Annotated in this window: 18 protein-coding genes and 1 tRNA gene; 14 read left to right on the top strand and 5 right to left on the bottom strand. The window is 70.7% G+C overall.

The features are described 5' to 3' along the window. Nucleotides 1-36 precede the first annotated feature (36 nt). The 8 genes from IE069_RS11485 to IE069_RS11520 all read left to right on the top strand — a co-directional run bounded on the left by IE069_RS11485 (nt 37) and on the right by IE069_RS11520 (nt 6225). Complete coding sequence (locus IE069_RS11485; RefSeq protein ID WP_189350621.1) at nt 37-258, top strand: hypothetical protein; 222 nt, start codon at nt 37-39, stop codon at nt 256-258. A 174-nt stretch (nt 259-432) separates the two neighbouring features. Continuing rightward, a complete protein-coding gene (locus tag IE069_RS11490; protein ID WP_189350622.1) occupies nt 433-993 on the top strand; it encodes a helix-turn-helix domain-containing protein in 561 nt (186 codons plus the stop codon). Then, the gene (locus tag IE069_RS11495) at nt 990-2036 is read left to right on the top strand and encodes a heparan-alpha-glucosaminide N-acetyltransferase domain-containing protein (protein ID WP_189350623.1); all 1047 of its coding nucleotides are present in this window, start codon (nt 990-992) and stop codon (nt 2034-2036) included. Before IE069_RS11490 ends, IE069_RS11495 begins: the two co-directional genes overlap by 4 nt. Nucleotides 2037-2184: 148 nt before the next feature. After that, on the top strand, nt 2185-2754 hold the full coding sequence (locus IE069_RS11500) for a hypothetical protein (RefSeq protein WP_189350624.1): 570 nt from the start codon (nt 2185-2187) through the stop codon (nt 2752-2754). A gap of 134 nt (nt 2755-2888) precedes the next feature. Beyond that, a tRNA-Gln gene (locus IE069_RS11505) sits at nt 2889-2960 on the top strand. Nucleotides 2961-3045: 85 nt separating this feature from the next. Further along, a complete protein-coding gene (gene glmU, locus IE069_RS11510; RefSeq protein ID WP_189350625.1) occupies nt 3046-4500 on the top strand; it encodes a bifunctional UDP-N-acetylglucosamine diphosphorylase/glucosamine-1-phosphate N-acetyltransferase GlmU in 1455 nt (484 codons plus the stop codon). 43 nt (nt 4501-4543) lie between these two features. Next, on the top strand, nt 4544-5524 hold the full coding sequence (locus IE069_RS11515) for a ribose-phosphate diphosphokinase (RefSeq protein WP_189350626.1): 981 nt from the start codon (nt 4544-4546) through the stop codon (nt 5522-5524). A gap of 89 nt (nt 5525-5613) precedes the next feature. Beyond that, nucleotides 5614-6225: an arsenate reductase/protein-tyrosine-phosphatase family protein gene (locus tag IE069_RS11520; protein WP_189350628.1), complete on the top strand. Its 612-nt coding sequence runs from the start codon at nt 5614-5616 to the stop codon at nt 6223-6225. A 78-nt stretch (nt 6226-6303) separates the two neighbouring features. On the opposite strand, the gene IE069_RS11525 is transcribed toward IE069_RS11520, so the two are convergent. The 3 genes from IE069_RS11525 to IE069_RS11535 form a co-directional block, all read right to left on the bottom strand. Next, nucleotides 6304-7401 (bottom strand): tyrosine-protein kinase domain-containing protein, encoded by a 1098-nt coding sequence (locus IE069_RS11525; RefSeq protein WP_189350630.1) that lies wholly within the window; start codon nt 7399-7401, stop codon nt 6304-6306. Nucleotides 7402-7422: 21 nt separating this feature from the next. Beyond that, nucleotides 7423-7851, bottom strand: a complete 429-nt coding sequence (locus tag IE069_RS11530; protein ID WP_189350632.1) for a YveK family protein — start codon at nt 7849-7851, stop codon at nt 7423-7425. 129 nt (nt 7852-7980) lie between these two features. Further along, nucleotides 7981-8292 carry a PqqD family protein gene (locus IE069_RS11535; protein ID WP_189350634.1) on the bottom strand — a complete coding sequence of 104 codons (312 nt, stop codon included), beginning with the start codon at nt 8290-8292 and terminating at the stop codon, nt 7981-7983. 263 nt (nt 8293-8555) lie between these two features. Between IE069_RS11535 and IE069_RS11540 the strand changes: the two genes are divergently transcribed. The 5 genes from IE069_RS11540 (at nt 8556) to lepB (ending at nt 12428) form a co-directional block, all read left to right on the top strand. Continuing rightward, on the top strand, nt 8556-9173 hold the full coding sequence (locus tag IE069_RS11540) for a 50S ribosomal protein L25/general stress protein Ctc (protein WP_189350635.1): 618 nt from the start codon (nt 8556-8558) through the stop codon (nt 9171-9173). 14 nt (nt 9174-9187) lie between these two features. Beyond that, a complete protein-coding gene (pth, locus tag IE069_RS11545; protein WP_189350637.1) occupies nt 9188-9769 on the top strand; it encodes an aminoacyl-tRNA hydrolase in 582 nt (193 codons plus the stop codon). A gap of 207 nt (nt 9770-9976) precedes the next feature. Beyond that, nucleotides 9977-11230: an aminotransferase class V-fold PLP-dependent enzyme gene (locus IE069_RS11550; protein WP_229791119.1), complete on the top strand. Its 1254-nt coding sequence runs from the start codon at nt 9977-9979 to the stop codon at nt 11228-11230. Next, entirely contained in the window at nt 11227-11673 is a 447-nt protein-coding gene (sufU, locus tag IE069_RS11555) for a Fe-S cluster assembly sulfur transfer protein SufU (protein ID WP_189350641.1), read from the top strand. The genes IE069_RS11550 and sufU overlap by 4 nt, the downstream gene beginning before the upstream one ends. A gap of 8 nt (nt 11674-11681) precedes the next feature. Then, the gene (gene lepB, locus IE069_RS11560) at nt 11682-12428 is read left to right on the top strand and encodes a signal peptidase I (RefSeq protein ID WP_189350643.1); all 747 of its coding nucleotides are present in this window, start codon (nt 11682-11684) and stop codon (nt 12426-12428) included. On the opposite strand, the gene IE069_RS11565 is transcribed toward lepB, so the two are convergent. Then, entirely contained in the window at nt 12425-13558 is a 1134-nt protein-coding gene (locus IE069_RS11565; RefSeq protein ID WP_189350645.1) for a hypothetical protein, read from the bottom strand. The two genes, lepB and IE069_RS11565, sit on opposite strands and share 4 nt — an antisense overlap. A gap of 1 nt (nt 13559) precedes the next feature. Next, nucleotides 13560-14060: a DUF2505 domain-containing protein gene (locus tag IE069_RS11570; RefSeq protein WP_189350646.1), complete on the bottom strand. Its 501-nt coding sequence runs from the start codon at nt 14058-14060 to the stop codon at nt 13560-13562. Nucleotides 14061-14312: 252 nt separating this feature from the next. Between IE069_RS11570 and mfd the strand changes: the two genes are divergently transcribed. Next, nucleotides 14313-17918 (top strand): transcription-repair coupling factor, encoded by a 3606-nt coding sequence (gene mfd, locus IE069_RS11575; RefSeq protein ID WP_189350648.1) that lies wholly within the window; start codon nt 14313-14315, stop codon nt 17916-17918. The last annotated feature ends 9 nt before the right edge of the window (nt 17919-17927 follow it).

Raw genomic sequence — 17927 nt, forward strand, 5'->3', positions numbered from 1 at the left:
CTCCCGAGACAGGGGTCGACGTCGAGGGTGGGGGAAATGCCGACAGCAGTCCAGAGCCGCGTGCAGCGCAGACGAATCGTCCTGACCTCCGACCACGTCATCTCCAACGGCGAGGTGCGCCCCACGAACGGCGCCAGCGTCTACGGCCTGACGGCGCCGCGCCAGCCGGCCTGGGGCGCGACACTCGAGCGCGTCGACTTCGGGGCTGTGACGGTCGCGCGGGCGGACATCCGTGAAGGGCGGGGGATTCTCGAATAGGACGGGCAGCGGGGCCGGATACTGCACGCGGCCTTCGTCGAGTCGGGACGCGTCTCGCTGATCTCGCCGGACGGGTGCCGGCTCGAGGCGCGCGACGGCGACGTCGTCCTCTACCGCGGGACTCAGACGTACGACGTCGAATGGCACGACGACGTCAGCCTCCTGGTGATCGGTGTGCCGCTGGAGCTGGCCGACGACTTCGGCATCCCGCACGACGCCATCGACGGACTCGTACCCGAGGCCTCGGCGCTGACCAACCCCACACGCGCCTTCTTCGACACGGCGACGGGAGTCGGCGACTCGGTCAGCGCACTCGACGCGTACTTCCTGGAGAAGATCGTCATCGAGCTCATGGGCGCGCTGCTGCTCTCGAGCCGCGGCGTGGGGCACGCGATGCGGGCCGGCGAGGCGTCGCTGCACGACAAGGCGCTCGCCCTCATGACCGCGCGCCGCGCCGATCAAGAGCTCAGCCCCGCCAAGATCGCGCAGGACCTGAACGTCTCGCTGCGCCACCTGCAACGCGACTTCTCACGGAACGGGGCCTCCGTGGCCGACACCCTGCGTCGCCTGCGCGCCGAGCACGCCGTCCAGCTGCTCGGCGACCCGCAGTACGACGTCCTGTCCATTCCGGAGATCGCCCACTACTCGGGCTTCTCCAGTCCGCAGCTGCTGCGCCGGGCGCTGGCGACCTTCGGCTGGGGCTCCCCGGCCGACGTCCGCAGGGGGCGCGTATGAGCGCCCGCCTCGGCCGGATCGGCGCCCTCGACGCGGCGCGCGGCGTGGCCATCCTCGGGATGCTCTACGCGCACGCGGCGCCGGTGCTCGGCACCAGCCCGCTGCCGGTCAAGGCGCTCGCCGCCGCCACACAGGTCACCGCACCGCTTTTCGTGGTGCTCGCCGGCATGTCGATCGGGCTCATGACCGGCGGCGCCGAGCCGCCCGCTTCCGGGGCGGAGCGCCGGGCGATGCGCCTCCAGCAGCTGCGCCGCGCCGTGGCGCTCGTGGTCATCGGGGTCCTGCTCTGGTGGATCGGCTCGCCGATCGCGGTGGTCATCGACTCCATCGGGATCGTGCTGCTGCTGGCGATCCCGCTCCTCTTCTGCCCGCGTGCGGTCATCGCCGGGGTCGGGGCGGCCGCCCTGGTCCTGTCCCCGCTCGCGCAGGGGTGGGCGGCCAGCCCCGACGTCGTGGTCTTCCTGACCGGGAATCCGGTCCTCGAACGGCTGGCCTCCTGGCTCGTCGCGGGACCGCACTACTGGGCGCTCCTGTTCCTGCCCTTCCTCGCTGCAGGGCTGGTCGCCGCCAGAACGGACCTGCGGCGCAGCTCGGCGCCCGGGCGGCTCGCGGCCGCCGGGGGAATCGGCGTGCTGGCGGGCGCCGCGGTCGGGGCCTGGGGCGGAATGTCGATCCATCCCGGATCCACCACGGTGGCCGGCAACCTGGTGGCCCTCGGCTGCGCGCTGCTGGTGATCGCGGCCCTGCTGCAGATCGAGCGCCTGCCGGCAACGGCGGGCCTCGTGGGCAGATGGAACCCGCTGGTGGCCGCGGGGCGCATGCCGCTGACCGTCTACTCCCTGCAGATCATCCTCTTCGAGGCCGCACGGCCGTGGGTGGACGTCACGGACTCGTGGCTCTTCCTGGGGGCGATCACGGCGTTCCTGCTGGTCATCGCGTGGTCGTGGCGGCGCTGGGCGCCGTTTTCGGACGGTTCAGGACCCCTCGAACTACTGGTCGCACGCGTCTCGGGCAGGGGATCGACCAAGCGAGTGTTCGTATAGCGCCACGATCGGGACCTTTTCGCGACAAACTGGGAGTTTCTTGAGGATCTGCGGACTTTTGTGTATTTGACTGGGGAACGACCGCGGCGGCCGGACGGAGTTCCGTTGCTGCGGCAGAAAATACTTCGGAATTCAATGGAGGGGAACTATGACCGAGCAGAACATGAAGAAGCAGGGTTTCGACCGTCGTACCGTGAACAAGGCGGCCGCCTGGTCGGTGCCCGTCATCGCCGCCGCTGTGAGCGCGCCGATGGCCGCCGCCTCGGTCGTGACGCAGTTCGATGTGGCCATCTCGAGCGAGTGCGTCGGCGGCATCACGATCCCGCTGACGAGCATCAATGCTTTCGGCGATCCGACCTTCGAGATTGCGGCAGCTACTGGCACGATCCCGGTCGGCACGACGTTCACCCTGTCGAGCGCCGCGGTGCTGAGTGCAGGCGTCATCGACACCGGCGGCAACCTGCTCGACGTGTCGCTGCTCGGCGACGGTTCGCTGCTGATCACCACCCAGGCCGAAATCGTTGCGGGCTCGCCTGTCACGATCGCGGTGCCGATCTCCGACGGCGCGATCAACACGGACCTGCTCGGCGACTACTCGCTGACCTTCACCTCGGCACCGTCCGGGTTCGAGGAATCGGGCCCGGGCGCCAACTCGGCGTCCGTCAGCAACACGCAGGTCACCGCCGCCGGCGCTCAGGTCAGCGTCTGCGCTGCCTAGCAGAGCCTCGTCGCTTCGCTTGACCGCGGGCCCCGTCCTCTTCGCGAGGGCGGGGCCCGCGGTGCGTGCGCGGGGGTCCGCGAGCATGTGGCAGAATGGATGATCGTGTTCGACGGTAGCCCGCACGGACACGGTCCGCCTTGGTGTAACGGCAGCACGCCGGCCTTTGGAGCCGTGCAGTCTAGGTTCGAATCCTAGGGGCGGAACACAACGCGCGGACGATCAACCGATAGACTGAGTCGTCCCGGCCGCAGCGCCGGGCTCTACGCAGTCGACCGCAGGGAGTAGAACTTGAGCGTGGAAGCCAACGCACCGGCAGCCGTCATTGTCCTCGCAGCCGGGGCAGGCACCCGGATGAAGTCCGCCAAACCCAAGATCCTGCACGAGATCGGCGGCAAGTCCATGGTGGGGCACGCCATCGCAGCAGCCCGCGGCATCGACCCCGAGCGCCTCGTCGCCGTCGTGCGCCACGAACGCGACCGCGTGGTCGAGCACCTCCTGCAGATCGAACCCGACCTGACGATCGCCGACCAGGACGACGTCCCCGGCACCGGTCGCGCCGTCCAGCAGGGCCTCGAAGCCCTCCCCGAGGACATCGAGGGCACCATCGTCGTCACTTACGGAGACGTCCCGCTGCTCACCGGCGAACAGCTCGGCGAGCTTGTGGCCGCCCACGACGCCGATGCCAACGCCGTCACGGTCCTGACCGCCCGCCTGGGCGACCCGACCGGCTACGGCCGCATCGTCCGCGACGACGACGGCTCCGTCGCCGGGATCGTCGAGCACAAGGACGCCACCGACGCCCAGCGCGGCATCGACGAGGTCAACTCCGGCATCTACGCGTTCGACGCCGCCGTGCTCCGTTCGGCACTCGCGCAGGTCACCACGGACAACGCCCAGGGCGAGATGTACCTCACCGACGTCCTCTCCATCGCCCGCGGCGACGGCGGCCGGGTGGCCGCCGTCGTGACCGGGGACCCCTGGCAGGTCGAGGGCGCCAACGACCGCGTCCAGCTCGCGGCCCTGGGCAAGGAGATGAACCGCCGGACCTGCGAGAAGTGGATGCGCTCCGGCGTGACCATCGTCGACCCGGACAGCACCTGGATCGACGTCGACGTCGCACTCAGCTCCGACGTCACCCTCAAGCCGGGCACCCAGCTGCACGGCTCGACGGCCGTCGGAACTGACGCGGTCATCGGCCCGGACACCACCCTCACCAACGTCCAGGTGGGGCAGGGCGCGACCGTCAAGCGCTCCGACGCCACCGACTCCACGATCGGCCAGGGCGCCAGCGTGGGGCCGTTCGCCTACCTGCGTCCCAAGACGGACCTCGGCGAGTCCGGCAAGATCGGCGCCTTCTACGAGACCAAGAACGCCAAGATCGGCAAGGGCTCCAAGCTCAGCCACCTCGGCTACTCGGGCGACTCCGTCATCGGCGAGTACACCAACATCGGCTGCGGAAACATCACCGCCAACTACGACGGCGAGAAGAAGCACCAGACCGTCATCGGATCGCACGTGCGCACCGCATCCAACACCGTCTTTGTCGCCCCCGTCTCCGTGGGCGACGGCGCGTACACCGGTGCCGGCGCCATCGTCCGCAAGGACGTGCCGGCGGGCGCCCTGGCCCTCTCCGTCGCTCCCCAGCGCAATTCCGAAGGTTGGACGCAGGCCAAGCGCCCCGGCTCCGAGTCGGCCGCGGCCGCCGGCGCCGCACCGGGCGCCCCGGTGGCGGACAACTCCTAGATCCCCTCTCAAGCACCCACCACCCATCCCAGGAAGAGGACCCATGACGGAACTGCGCCGCACCGACGACAAGAAGATGGTCGTTGCATCAGGCCGAGCCCACCCCGAGCTCGCGGAAGAAGTCGCATCGGAGCTGGGAATCGACCTCCTCCCGATGAGCGCCTACGACTTCGCCAACGGTGAGATCTACGTGCGGTCCGGTGAGTCCGTCCGCGGCAAGGACGTCTTCCTGCTCCAGTCGCACCCCGCGCCGCTGAACAACTGGCTCGTCGAGCAGCTCATCATGATCGACTCGATGAAGCGCGCCTCGGCACGGCGGATCACGGTGGTTTCCCCGTTCTACCCGTACGCGCGGCAGGACAAGAAGGGCCGCGGCCGCGAGCCGATCTCGGCCCGGCTGATCGCCGACATGTACAAGACCGCGGGCGCCGACCGCGTCATCAGCGTGGACCTGCACACCGCGCAGATCCAGGGCTTCTTCGACGGCCCGGTCGACCACCTCGTCGCCATCCCGCTGCTGGCCGACTACATCCGCGGCCGTGTCGGATCGGACAACGTCACGGTGGTCTCCCCGGACACGGGCCGCGTCCGCGTCGCCGAGCAGTGGGCCGACCGCCTGGGCGGCGTCCCGCTCGCATTCGTCCACAAGTCCCGCGACCTGACGGTCCCGAACCAAGCTGTCTCCAAGACCGTCGTCGGCGACATCAAGGACCGCACCTGCGTGCTGATCGACGACATGATCGACACCGGCGGGACCATCTCGGGCGCCGTCCGCGTCCTGAAGGACGCGGGAGCCAAGGACGTCATCATCGCCGCCACGCACGCCGTGTTCTCCGACCCGGCGGCGCAGCGCCTCTCCGAGTCCGGCGCCCGCGAGGTGGTCGTGACCAACACGCTGCCGATCCCGTCCGCCAAGCGGTTCAACAAGCTGACGGTCCTCTCCATCGCGCCGCTGCTGGCCCGGGCCATCAAGGAGGTCTTCGAGGACGGCTCGATCACGAGCCTCTTCGACGGCAACAACTGACCCGCGCACAGCCGCTCCACGCCAGAGGGCGCCACCAACCGGTGGCGCCCTCTGCGCGTTCGATACCCGGCAGCGGATAAGCTGGTCGCGTGGTCACACTTCTCACCGTCTGCACCGGAAACATCTGCCGTTCCCCGTACGCGCACCTCCTGCTCGGCAACCGACTCGACGAGATCGCCCCGGGGGCCTTCTCCGTGGCGAGCGCCGGCACCATGGGCCTGACCGGCAAACCCATGGACGAGCGCAGCGCAGCCCGCCTCGCGGCGACCGGGGTGAGGGAGCGCGCCTACACCGTCGACTCGTTCTCGGCGCGCCGGCTCGGCGATGCTGACGTGGCCGGGGCCGACGTCGTGCTGGCGCTGACCCAGGAGCACCGCGACGCGGTGATCCAGATGAGCCCGCGCATGCTCAAGCGGGCCTACACCGTGCGTGAGTTCGCCCGGCTCGTCGCGCACGTCTACCGCGAGGCGGGCGACTCGATCCCCGGCGGGGCGGGTCCCGAACAGGTCGCCGCGCGCTGGAAGGCGCTGATCAAGTACGCGACGCTCTACCGCTCGGGCCTGAGCGCGCCCGCAGCCGATGACGACGTCGTCGACCCCTACCGCCGCGAGGACGCCGTGTACGACGAGATGGTCGACCAGCTGCTGCCCGCGCTGGAGGCGATCATCGACCTCGAACGAGCCGCAGCGGCGCGCGCGTAGCCCGCAGATGCGAAGAAGGCGGCCAGTCGAAAATCGACTGGCCGCCTTCTGCTGTGCGAGATCCTGGTGGCCGGGGCCTCAGGAGGGACGGCGGGCGTGGCGCACCGGCCGGCCGCCGATCGCCTGCGCGAACTCGTCCTCGTCGGGGGCGGCCTCGGCCGGCACCACGTCGGCTGCCGCGGCCGTCGGCTTCTTGTCGTCCGAATTCGTGTAGTAGTAGTACTTCCCGTAGTACCCGTACTGCGCCGAATCCGCGCCCTTGGTGGGAACCTGGTTGAGGATCGTGCCGAGGATGTGGGCGCCGACCTTGGTCAGGTTGCCGGCCGACTTCTCCAGCTCGTCGACGGTCGTGTGGCCGGCCTTGATCGTGATCAGGGCGCCGTCGGCCGCCTTCGCCAGGATCGCCGCGTCCGTCACGGGCAGCAGCGGCGGGGCGTCGATGAGCACGACCGCGTCGCGCGAGAGCTCCGCGAGCAGGTTCTTCATGGCCTTGGAGCCGAGCAGCTCCGACGGGTTCGGGGGGACGCGGCCGGCGGCCAGGAGTTCGAGCGCCGGGGCGTCCGTGTAGGGCATCAGCACGTCGTCCAGTTCAGCTGCGCCCGAGAGGACATCCGTCAGGCCGGCGCCGGCCGGCAGGTGGAACAGGTCGGTCAGCACCGGGCGGCGCAGGTCGGCATCGATGAGGACCGTGCGCCGGCCGGTGGCCGCGATGGCGACGGCGAGGTTCGCGGAGATCGACGACTTGCCCTCGCCCGGAACGGAGGAGGTCACCACGATGATCCGCGGCGGGTTGTCCACGTCCATGTAGGAGAGGTTGGTGCGCAGCTCCCGCAGGGCCTCGGCGAAGGCGTGGGCGGCGCGGTCGCTGGTCTTGGCGTTACCGGACTCGACGACCTGGCGGCCGCCGGAGAGGCGGTTGTCGGCAGGGATCGTGCCGACGACCGCCTGGCCGATTCGTTCGACGGCCTCGACCGAGCGGATGCGGCGGTCGAGGTGCTGGCGGATCAGCGCGTAGCCCAGCCCGAAGGCCAGACCGGCGACGCCGCCCACGGCGAGGGCGAGCTTGGTGTTGGGGGAGACCGGCGCCGTCGGCAGGGCCGCACGGCCGAGCGGGACGATGCGCACCAGCGAGGGCACGGCCTGGTCCTCGAACCCGGCGGATTCGATCTCCTCCACCTCGGAAGCCAGGACCTCGACCTAGGCGTTCGCGATCTCCTGGGCCTGGGCGGGATCGGTCGACTGGGCGCTGATGCGGATCTCGGCCGTGTCGGACGGAACCTGAACCGTCACGTCGTTGAGCAGCTGGTTCTCGCCCGTGTCGAGGCCCAGGTCCTCCTTGACCGCGACCGCCACCGGACGGGTGCCGGCGATGCTGGAGTAGGACGTGGCCTTCGACTTGGCGAGGCTGTCACCGGCGGAGGCGAGCCCGACGTTGTCGGCTCCGCCCGTCGTCACGAGGCCCGAGGACGAGGCCTGGTAGATCTTGGGCTGCGTGAGCGTCCACACGAAGGCGAGCAGGACGGCGGCGAGCAGGATCGCGAGGATGCCGCGCCAGTAGCTGCGCACCACGGAGAAGTAGTGGCGCAGGTCGGGGCCGGCGGTCGTCTCGACGTCTTGTGTATCCAATATGTCAGTCCCTCGGGAGAGTTCGCCCGTCCAGACCGCCGCGCGGCGAGGGACCCGCAATCCCCCCGGACCGGCCACGGCCTCGACGCGCAACGAAGTGAGCGTGAAAGCGTGTCTTAGTTGAAGAGTCTAGACGGGTCTGGAAACCGAAAAGATCAGGTGACGTCCCGCGAGTTCGTCGAGGAACGCGCAAACCTGTTCGAAGATGGCCTCCGGGGCCACGTTGTAGCGGCCGGCGAGCCGGCCGACGAGCTCGTCGGTGGTGCCCCCGGCCTGAATCTCCTCCCAGACCGCGCCGCCCGTCTCCACGAGGATGAGCGGTGCCTGCTGCCCGGTGCCGAGCGGGAGGACGGCGTAGCGCCCCTCGTCCGGCGAGGGGACCTCGGCGACGTTCTCGGACCGGACCCACCCGGTCCCGGGTTCCATGGTGGCGGCTGTCATGGACCCATCTTAGGGGGACGGGTGCCCGGCGCACACCGCACGCCGGCCGCGCTGGTAGGATGGTCTCGAATGCCCAGGCGAGGGAGCGGAACCACCCGGTACCGCTCCGTGATCGACGAGGTCGGCGGCCGCACCCGAGTGTGCGCCCCAGAATTTCGAGAACGTCACCCGCGCAGCCAGAGCCGTCCTCGGCTCCGCGCGGACCACGACGCAACTGATCTGCACCCGGGCGTGAGAACAGACCACGCACAGATGGAGTCACCATGACTGATCAGATCAAGCTTCCAGTAGAGGTCCGCACCGAGTTCGGCAAGGGCTACGCCCGCCGTGCACGCGCCAACGGCCAGGTCCCGGCGGTCATCTACGGCCACGGCACCGACCCGATCCACATCCTGCTGCCGGCCCAGGAGGCCTCGCTGGCTCTGCGCCACAGCAACGTCCTGCTGAACCTGGACGTCGAGGGCGCGCCCCAGCTGGTCCTGACCAAGGACGTCCAGCGCGAGCCGATCCGCGGCTTCCTGATGCACGTCGACCTGCTGGTCGTCCGCAAGGGCGAGAAGGTCTCCGTGGACGTCAACGTCCACGTCGAGGGCGAGATCGCTGCCGGCGGCCTGCTCGAGCAGGAGCTCTTCACGGTGTCCATCGAAGCCGAGGCGACCCACCTGCCGGAGTACGTCACCCTGAACGTCGAGGGCAAGGAGGTCGGCGACGTCATGCACGCTTCCGACCTGATCCTGCCGGAGGGCACCGAGCTGCAGATCGAGGGCGACGCCGTCGCCGCGACCGTCCACGCTCCGCGCGCCGAGACCGCTGCGTCGGCCGACGAGGCCGCCGAGAGCGCGACTTCGGGGACGGCCGCCGAGGCCAAGTCCGCCGAGTAGGACCCCTCTTCTAGATGTCTCAGGACACCTGGTTGGTAGCCGGGCTCGGGAACCCCGGGCCCGGCTACACCCATAACAGGCACAACATCGGCCAGCACGTCGCCGATGAGCTCGCCGACCGCCTCGGTGCCAACTTCAAGACGCACAAGGCCCGGGCGCAGGTCGCCGAAGGACGGCTCGGCATCGGCGGGCCGCGCCTGGTCGTGGCCAAGCCCATGACCTACATGAACCTCAACGGCGGCCCCGTGTCCGCGCTGAGCAAGTTCTACTCGATCCCCCCGGCGAACATCATCGCGCTGCACGACGAGATCGACATCGACTTCAACACCGTCAGGCTCAAGCTGGGCGGGAGCGAGAACGGCCACAACGGACTGCGCGACATGTCCAAGGCACTCGGGACCAAGAACTACCTCCGCGTGCGCATCGGAGTCGGCCGGCCCCCCGGGCGAATGGACGCGGCCGCCTTCGTCCTGAAGGACTTCAACGCCGCCGAGAAGAAGGAGCTGCCCTTCCTCCTCGACGACGCGGCCGACGCCGCCGCACTGCTCGTCACCGACGGGCTCGAGGCCGCCCAGGCCCGCTTCTCCGGCAGGTAGGGGCCCGCTCCGCGCCCCTCGGCCGGGTAGTTAGGGTGCACTGACGTGTCAGCTGCGCCGACAAGTGGGATGATAAGGGCACAAGTTTGTAGCGGAATTATTTTCCAACCGAAGGGCAGACCCGTGGCCGCAGCACAGAACGTCCCCCAGCCGTCCGCCGGTCCCGGAGCCGGACAGCAGCACGCGGAGGCCCTCGACGCCGCCGAGGTGTCGCGGCTGCGTGCCGACTTCCCGATCCTCGAGACGCAGGTCGGCGACCAGCCCCTCGTCTACCTCGATTCAGGGGCCACCAGCCAGAACCCGCGCTGCGTGATGGAAGCCGAGCAGCAGTACTACGAGCAGTTCAACGCGGCCGTCCACCGCGGCGCGCACACGCTCGCCGTCGAGGCGACGGACCACTTCGAGGCGGCGCGCGCCGCCGTCGCACGGTTCATCGGCGCCGGAGACGACGAGGTCGTGTGGACCTCCAACGCCACGGAGGCGCTTAACCTGCTCGCCTACGCCTTCTCCAACGCGTCCGCGGGGCGCGGAGGCAGCGCGGCCGAGCGTTTCCGCCTGGGCCCCGGCGACGAGATCGTCGTGACGGAGCTCGAGCACCACGCCAACCTCATCCCGTGGCAGGAGCTGGCCTTCCGCACCGGCGCCGCACTGAAGTACATCCCCGTCGACGCCGCTGGTGCGCTGCGGATGGATCTGGCCCCGGAGGTGATCGGCCCGCGGACGCGCGTCGTCGCCTTCACCCACGTCTCCAACATGCTCGGGACGATCACCGACGTCGCCGCGCTGGTCGCGCTGGCCCGCGAGGTCGGCGCCCTGACCGTCCTCGACGGCTGCCAGTCCGTCCCCCACCTGCCCGTCGACGTGAAGCGGCTCGACGTGGACTTCATGGCCTTCTCCGGTCACAAGATGCTCGGCCCCACCGGCATCGGCGCGCTCTACGGGCGCCGCGAGCTGCTCAACGCGATGCCGCCGTTCCTCACGGGCGGCTCCATGATCACGACCGTCACCATGGAGCGGGCGGAATTCCTCGAGGCACCCAACCGGTTCGAGGCCGGCACGCAGCGCATCTCGCAGGCAGTCGGGCTGGCGGCCGCCGTCGGCTACCTCGACGAGGTCGGCATGGGCCGCGTCGCCGCCTGGGAGGAGCGGCTGGGCGCCCGCATGGCGGACGGCCTCGCGCAGCTGCCGGGCATCCGCCTGCTCGGCCCCGACGGCGTCGCGCGGATCGGCACGGCCACGTTCGACGTCGAGGGCGTCCACCCGCACGACGTCGGCCAGTTCCTCGACGCCCGCGGCGTCGCCGTCCGCGTGGGCCACCACTGCGCCCAGCCGCTGCACCGCGCGCTCGGCGTGACCGCCTCGACGCGCGCGAGCACGTACCTGTACAACACCGAGCAGGACGTCGACGCGATGCTGAACGCGGTCGCGGACGTCCGCGGATTCTTTGGAGCAGAAGCATGAGCGGCCTCGAACAGCTGTACCAGCAGATCATCCTCGACCATGCCAAGCGCCGGGTCGGCGACGGATTGCAGGAGCCGGCGCCGGGCCACGCGAGCGGGGAGTCGCACCAGCACAACCCGATCTGCGGCGATCAGATCCAACTGCGCGTCGAACTCGACGGGACCCGCATCGTGCGGATCTCCTGGGACGGAACCGGCTGCTCCATCTCGATGGCGGCGGCGTCCGTCCTGACCGAGCTCGCCGAGGGCGTCGAGCGGGACGAGCTGATCGGGCTCATCGACCAGTTCCGCGAAGTGATGCGCTCACGCGGTAGCGTTGAGGCAGATGAAGAGGTTCTCGGCGACGGAGCGGCCTTCGCGGGGGTCGCGAAGTTCCCCGCCCGCGTGAAGTGCGCGATGCTCGCGTGGGTCGCGGCCGAGACCGCACTGCTCGCAGCTGCCTAGGGAGACTCATGGAACAACGGCCGGACGAAGCCCTCGAGCCGGCTGCCGCCGACGCCAGGACGTCGCGGGGGGAGGGGCGCCAGTGGCCCTTCTGGGCCAGCTTCGGGCTCAATCTGGTCGTCGCCCTGCTGGTGGTCTCGCTCTTGCAGGGGTTCGTGATCAAGGTCTTCAACGTCCCCAGCGGCTCCATGGAGCAGACCCTCAACGTCGGAGACCGCATCCTGGTGAACCGTCTCGCCTACGCGGGAGGCGAACCTGAGACGGGCGACGTCGTCGTGTTCGAGGCGGAGGGCGACTGGGAGGAGGCGGGCGCCGCGCCGGGCGGGCCGCTGCGCCGCGCGGCCGAGTTCTTCGGGGACCTCACCGGGATCGGGCCCTCCAGCCACCACTACCTCGTCAAGCGCGTCATCGGCACCGGCGGGGACACGGTGGAGTGCTGCGGAGAATCCGGAAGCGTCCTGGTGAACGGGGACCCTCTGGAGGAGCCGTACATCCACAACGACTACCCCTTCGTGCGCGGCGCCCGGGACTGCACGAGCACGGGACGTTCTCTGCGCTGCTTCGGTCCCATCGACGTGCCGGAGGACTCCCTCCTCGTCATGGGGGACCACCGCTCCAACTCGGCGGACTCCGTCATCCGCTGCCGAGGGCGCGAGCCCGACGGCGGTGCGTGCCTGCGTCCCGTCGACGACGATGCGGTGCTCGGACGCGTCGTGTTGACGATCTGGCCGCTGGGACGCGAGGGGCTCGACTAGTCGACTTCTCGACTGGCCTCGAGCAGGCCGTGGCCCACCAGGTCCGCCACGTGCGCGTCCAGCAGCTCGCGTGCCTGCGGGTGGTCGCCGGCGGCCGCGACGACTGTCTCGAGCAGTTCCTCCGTGGTTCGCCAGGCAGATGCGGCGCCCCAGAGCAGCGGCCCCAGGCCGTGCAGCACGGTGAGGGCCTCGCCCTTCAGGACGGCCACGGCCTCCGTCGAGCCGGTGCTGATCCGCACCGCATCGGCCGGGACGATCCGGCGGTACTGCAGGAGCGCCGGATCGGCCGGTGTCTCACTGCGGGAGAGGTCGAGCGGCGCCCACGCGTCCCCGGGCTCGTCCGCGGGCGGGGCGGCGAGCAGGTCGCGGGCCAGTTCGGCGAGCTGGGTCGCCTCGCCGTACTCCAACCGCAGCGCCCCGCCGCACGCGTGCAGGGTGCTGCAGAGCCGGACCAGGCCGCGGTCGAGCCAGGCCAGACCGGAGATCTGCGGGCTCAGGTGTTCCAAGGCCTCGGCCAGGGGAAGCCGGCGGGCGACGGCCCGCTCGCGTCCGGCGAGGCGGTCCAGCACGGCGACCCGCCACAGCACGCTGCGGTCGACGGCGGGCAGGAGGCCGAGCTCGTCGGGCGCGGCCTGGTCCTTGGGGCGCCGCCCGGAGGCGGGCAGGATGGACAACGGCTTGGGGAAGGGGCGGATGCCGCGGGCGGCGTCGACGGCCACCGTCTCGTCCGTCAGGTAGGCGAACGAACGGCCCAGCGTCCGCGTCGCCGTCGTCTTGCCCGTGCCGCTCTCGGCAACCAGGGCGATGGCGCGGCCCGTGACCGGATCGGCGAGTGCCGCGGCATGGAACATCAGCAGCTCGCCGCGACCGGATGCGATCGCCCGGCTCGTCGCCGTGTAGACCAGCTCCTCGTGGAAGCTGGCCCAGCCCTGCTGGGGCCGGCGCGCCAGCGAGCCGTGCCGGTCCTCGGCCGCGACGGCGTCGGCGGCGGTCAGCCGGGGATCGCAGCGGGACCACGCGGCCGCCAGTGCCTCGGCCTCGGCACGGGAGAGGTCCGTCGCGGTGATCCTGCCGTCCAGCACCCGGGCCGTGAAGGCCAGCGGCCCCGACGGGGCGCTGCGGAGCTCCACGCTAGTTGCGGGCGTCCAGCCAGGCCTTCGCCTGGGTGGCCTGGAGGTTCAGGGCCTTGCCGAGGTACGGCTCGGCAGCGGAGGCGATCTTGCCGCCCATGAAGGGAATGCTGGAGGTGACCTGCCCGTCCAGCTCGACGACGGTCTCCCCGCCGCGCGCGACGAGCTTCTGCGTCGCCTTGACGTCCACGGGGGCGCCGGCGACCTCGATCGTGATCGAGGCCGTGCGGCTGCCGTCGGCGGCGGGGGCCGACCAGACCTCGCGCTGCGTGACGGTCATGGTGGCGCCGACGAACTTCCGGGCCAGATCCGGCAGGCGGTCGGTCGGCACGGCGCGAACGGACGTCACGTCGAAGGCGCCGGTGATGGGGCCCGTGACCTGGAAATCGGTCAGCCGGCCGCCGGCCTTGGCGCTGACCTCCTGCACGAACTCGCGGTCGGTGAAGACCGAAGCCACGGCGTCGGCGGGGTACGGCAGAGTGGTGCTGGCGTTCAGGGCCACGGGGTGCTCCTTCGATCGATTCGGCGGTTGGGTTGCCCGCCGCCCGCGCGGCCGGATCCGGGCCGCGCTGGGTTGCTTCGTCCATGCTATGCGAGCCGGACGGACTTTCGGGCACGCGGGCCCGTGGCGCGGTAGGCTGGGAGGGCTTCCCCGGTACCGCAGCAGCAGTGCGGGCGCGACTCGTCGCCCCCGCCGATGCGTGGTCACCGGGTTTTCGTGCTGCGCACACTGGCCTCTGTGAAAGGTGAAACCATGTCCCTGTCCGGTCTCCGCGCCGCGCTGTCCGCCGACTCCACCTACGCGAAGATCCGGCAGTACGCGTCGCGGCCGTTCGACTCCCGGAGCCGGACCCTCGAGGTCTCCGCGCCGACGGGCCTGCGCGCAGCGGTCGTCGCCGAGGCCGTGGACGGCCTGGCCGCCGGGGGAGCGGACGGCGGCGACGCCGTCGTGCTGGCCGTGACGGCCACCGGCCGCGAGACCGAGGACCTCGCCGCCGCGCTGGAGGCCTACCTGCCGGCGGGTTCCATCGCCCAGTTCCCCGCGTGGGAGACCCTGCCGCACGAGCGCCTCTCGCCGCGCTCGGACACGGTCGGCCGGCGCCTCTCCGTGCTGCGCCGGCTGGCGCACCCGGACGGGACGCTGAAGGTCGTCGTCGCGCCGATCCGCTCCGTGGTCCAGCCGCTCGTCGAGGGGCTGGGCGATCTCGAGCCCGTGCACCTGGAGGTGGGTCAGGAGCGCCCCTTCTCCTCCATCGTCAAGGCGCTGGCCGACGCCGCCTACTCCCGGGTCGACATGGTGACCCAGCGCGGCGAGTTCGCCGTCCGCGGCGGCATCCTCGACGTCTTCCCGCCCACCGAGGACCACCCGCTGCGCATCGAGTTCTTCGGCGACGAGATCGAGCAGATGCGCTGGTTCTCCATCGCCGACCAGCGCTCGCTCGAGGCCGAGGGCGAGGACGCCCCCACCCGCCTGTACGCCCCGCCGTGCCGCGAGCTGCTCATCACGCCGGACGTCATGTCGCGGGCCGCCCGGCTGAAGGACGCGATGCCGGCGGCCGCCGACATGCTCGAGAAGATCGCCGGCGGCGTCGCCGTCGAGGGCATGGAGTCGCTCGCCCCCGTGCTGGTGGAGCGCATGGTCCCGTTCGTGGACCAGCTCCCGGCCAGCTCGATCGCCGTCGTCATGGAACCGGAGCGCGTGCGCTCCCGCGCCCACGACCTCGTCGCCACCAACGAGGAGTTCCTGGCGGCGGCGTGGTCGACGGCGTCCGACGGCGGCAGCGCGCCCGTCGACCTGTCGCAGGCCGGGGGAGTGGCCGAGGCCCTCGACGCGGGCGGCTTCGCCGACCTCTCGGCGACCTTCGACGCCGCGCTCGAGGCGGAGGTCTCCTGGTGGGCGATGACGTCCCTCGAGCGGGACGCCGACGTCGTGCTCGACATCGACTCCCTCGCCGTGAACGCCCGCGAGCCGCGCGGGTACCGCGGCGAGGTCGCCGAGATGATGGAATTCATCGGCTCCCGGATCCGGGACGACTGGCGGATCGTCGTGGCGACCGACGGCCCGGGCCCGGCCCAGCGCCTGGCCGAGCTGTTCCACGACGCCGACATCCCGTGCCACCGCGTCGACTCCCTCGACGCGGACCCGACGCCGGGGCTCATCGAGATCACGACGGCGGTCGCCGGGCGCGGCTTCGTCTTCGACGGGCTGCGCCTCGGCCTGCTGACCGAGGCGGACCTGCTCGGCCGTTCGAGCGCCTACGCGCAGGGCAAGAAGGGCCGCAAGCTGGCCGCGAAACGGCGCAACGCCGTCGATCCGCTCCAGCTGGCCGAGGGCGACTTCGTGGTGCACGAGCAGCACGGCATCGCCCGCTTCGTGGAGCTCATCCAGCGCAAGGTCGGCGGCGGCCGGGACGCCCCGATGCGGGAGTACCTGGTCCTCGAGTACGCGCCGTCCAAACGCGGGGCGCCGGGTGACCGGCTCTTCGTCCCCACCGACCAGCTCGACCAGGTCACCCGCTACGTCGGCGGGGAGGCCCCGGTGCTGTCGAAGATGGGCGGCTCGGACTGGTCGAACACCAAGTCCAAGGCGCGGCGCGCGGTCAAGGAAATCGCCTCCGAGCTGATCCGCCTGTACTCGGCGCGCATGGCCAGCCGGGGCCACGCCTACGCGGCCGACACCCCGTGGCAGGGCGAGCTCGAAGCTGCCTTCCCCTACACCGAGACCCCCGACCAGCTGACCACGATCAACGAGGTCAAGGAGGACATGGAGAAGTCGATCCCCATGGACCGCCTCGTCTCGGGCGACGTCGGCTTCGGCAAGACGGAGATCGCCGTCCGCGCCGCTTTCAAGGCGGTCCAGGACGGCAAGCAGGTCGCCGTGCTGGTGCCGACGACCCTCCTGGCCCGGCAGCACCACGAGACGTTCACCGAGCGCTTCGCCGGCTTCCCGATCCGGGTCGAGGCGCTCTCGCGGTTCCAGACGCCCAAGGAGTCCAAGTCGATCCTCGCCGGGCTGGTGGACGGCACGGTCGACGTCGTCGTCGGAACACACCGCCTGCTGAGCAAGACCATCGAGTTCAAGGACCTCGGCCTGGTGATCGTCGACGAGGAGCAGCGCTTCGGTGTCGAGCACAAGGAGGCGCTCAAGCACATGCGCACCAACGTCGACGTCCTCGCGATGTCGGCGACGCCGATCCCGCGAACCCTCGAGATGAGCCTGACCGGCATCCGGGAGACGTCGACGCTGGCCACGCCGCCGGAGGAGCGTCACCCCGTCCTGACCTACGTGGGCGCGCACACCGACCGGCAGGTCACCGCCGCGATCCGGCGCGAGCTCATGCGCGAGGGGCAGGTCTTCTTCGTCCACAACCGGGTCTCCTCCATCGACCGGGTCGCCTCGCAGCTCCGCGAGCTCGTCCCCGAGGCCCGCGTCGAGGTGGCCCACGGCAAGATGAGCGAGACGCAGCTCGAGCGCATCATCGTCGACTTCTGGGAGCGCAAGTTCGACGTCCTCGTCTCCACCACGATCATCGAGACCGGCCTGGACATCTCCAACGCCAACACGCTCATCGTCGACCGGGCCGACGCCTACGGGTTGAGCCAGCTGCACCAGCTGCGCGGCCGTGTGGGACGAGGCCGGGAGCGCGCCTACGCCTACTTCCTCTGGAACGCGGAGAAGCCGCTCGGCGAGGTCGCGCTCGAGCGGCTCAAGGCAGTCGCCGCGCACAACGAGCTCGGCTCCGGCTACCAGTTGGCGATGAAGGACCTCGAGATCCGCGGTGCCGGCAACCTGCTCGGCGGCGAGCAGTCGGGGCACATCGCCGGGGTCGGCTTCGACCTGTACCTGCGGCTCGTCGGCGAGGCCGTGGCCGACTTCCGCGGCGACGCCGAGGAGAAGCCGGTCGAGATGAAGATCGAGCTGCCCGTCAACGCGCACCTGCCGCACGACTACGTGCCCGGCGAGCGGCTGCGCCTGGAGGCCTACCGCAAGCTCGCGGCCGCCCTGGACGGCGAGTCGATCGACGCCGTCGTCGAGGAGCTCAAGGACCGGTACGGCGAGCCGCCGGCACCGGTCCAGCACCTGCTCGCGGTGGCCCGCTTCCGCGTCAGGGCCCGCGCCGCCGGCCTGACCGACGTGGCGAGCCAGGGCAATTTCATCAAGTTCGCCCCGGCCGACCTGCCGGAGTCCAAACAGATGCGCATGGAGCGCATGTACAAGGGCGCGCAGGTGAAGCCGGCCCTGAACAACGCGCTGCTGATCCCCAAGCCGAAGACGGCGCCGGTCGGCGGCAGGGACCTGGCCGACGGCGAGATCCTCGACTGGGCGTCCCAGGTCCTGAAGGCCCTGTTCGAGGACTGACCCGGTCGG

Source organism: Zhihengliuella salsuginis (genome assembly GCF_014651715.1).
GTDB classification, from domain to species: domain Bacteria; phylum Actinomycetota; class Actinomycetes; order Actinomycetales; family Micrococcaceae; genus Zhihengliuella; species Zhihengliuella salsuginis.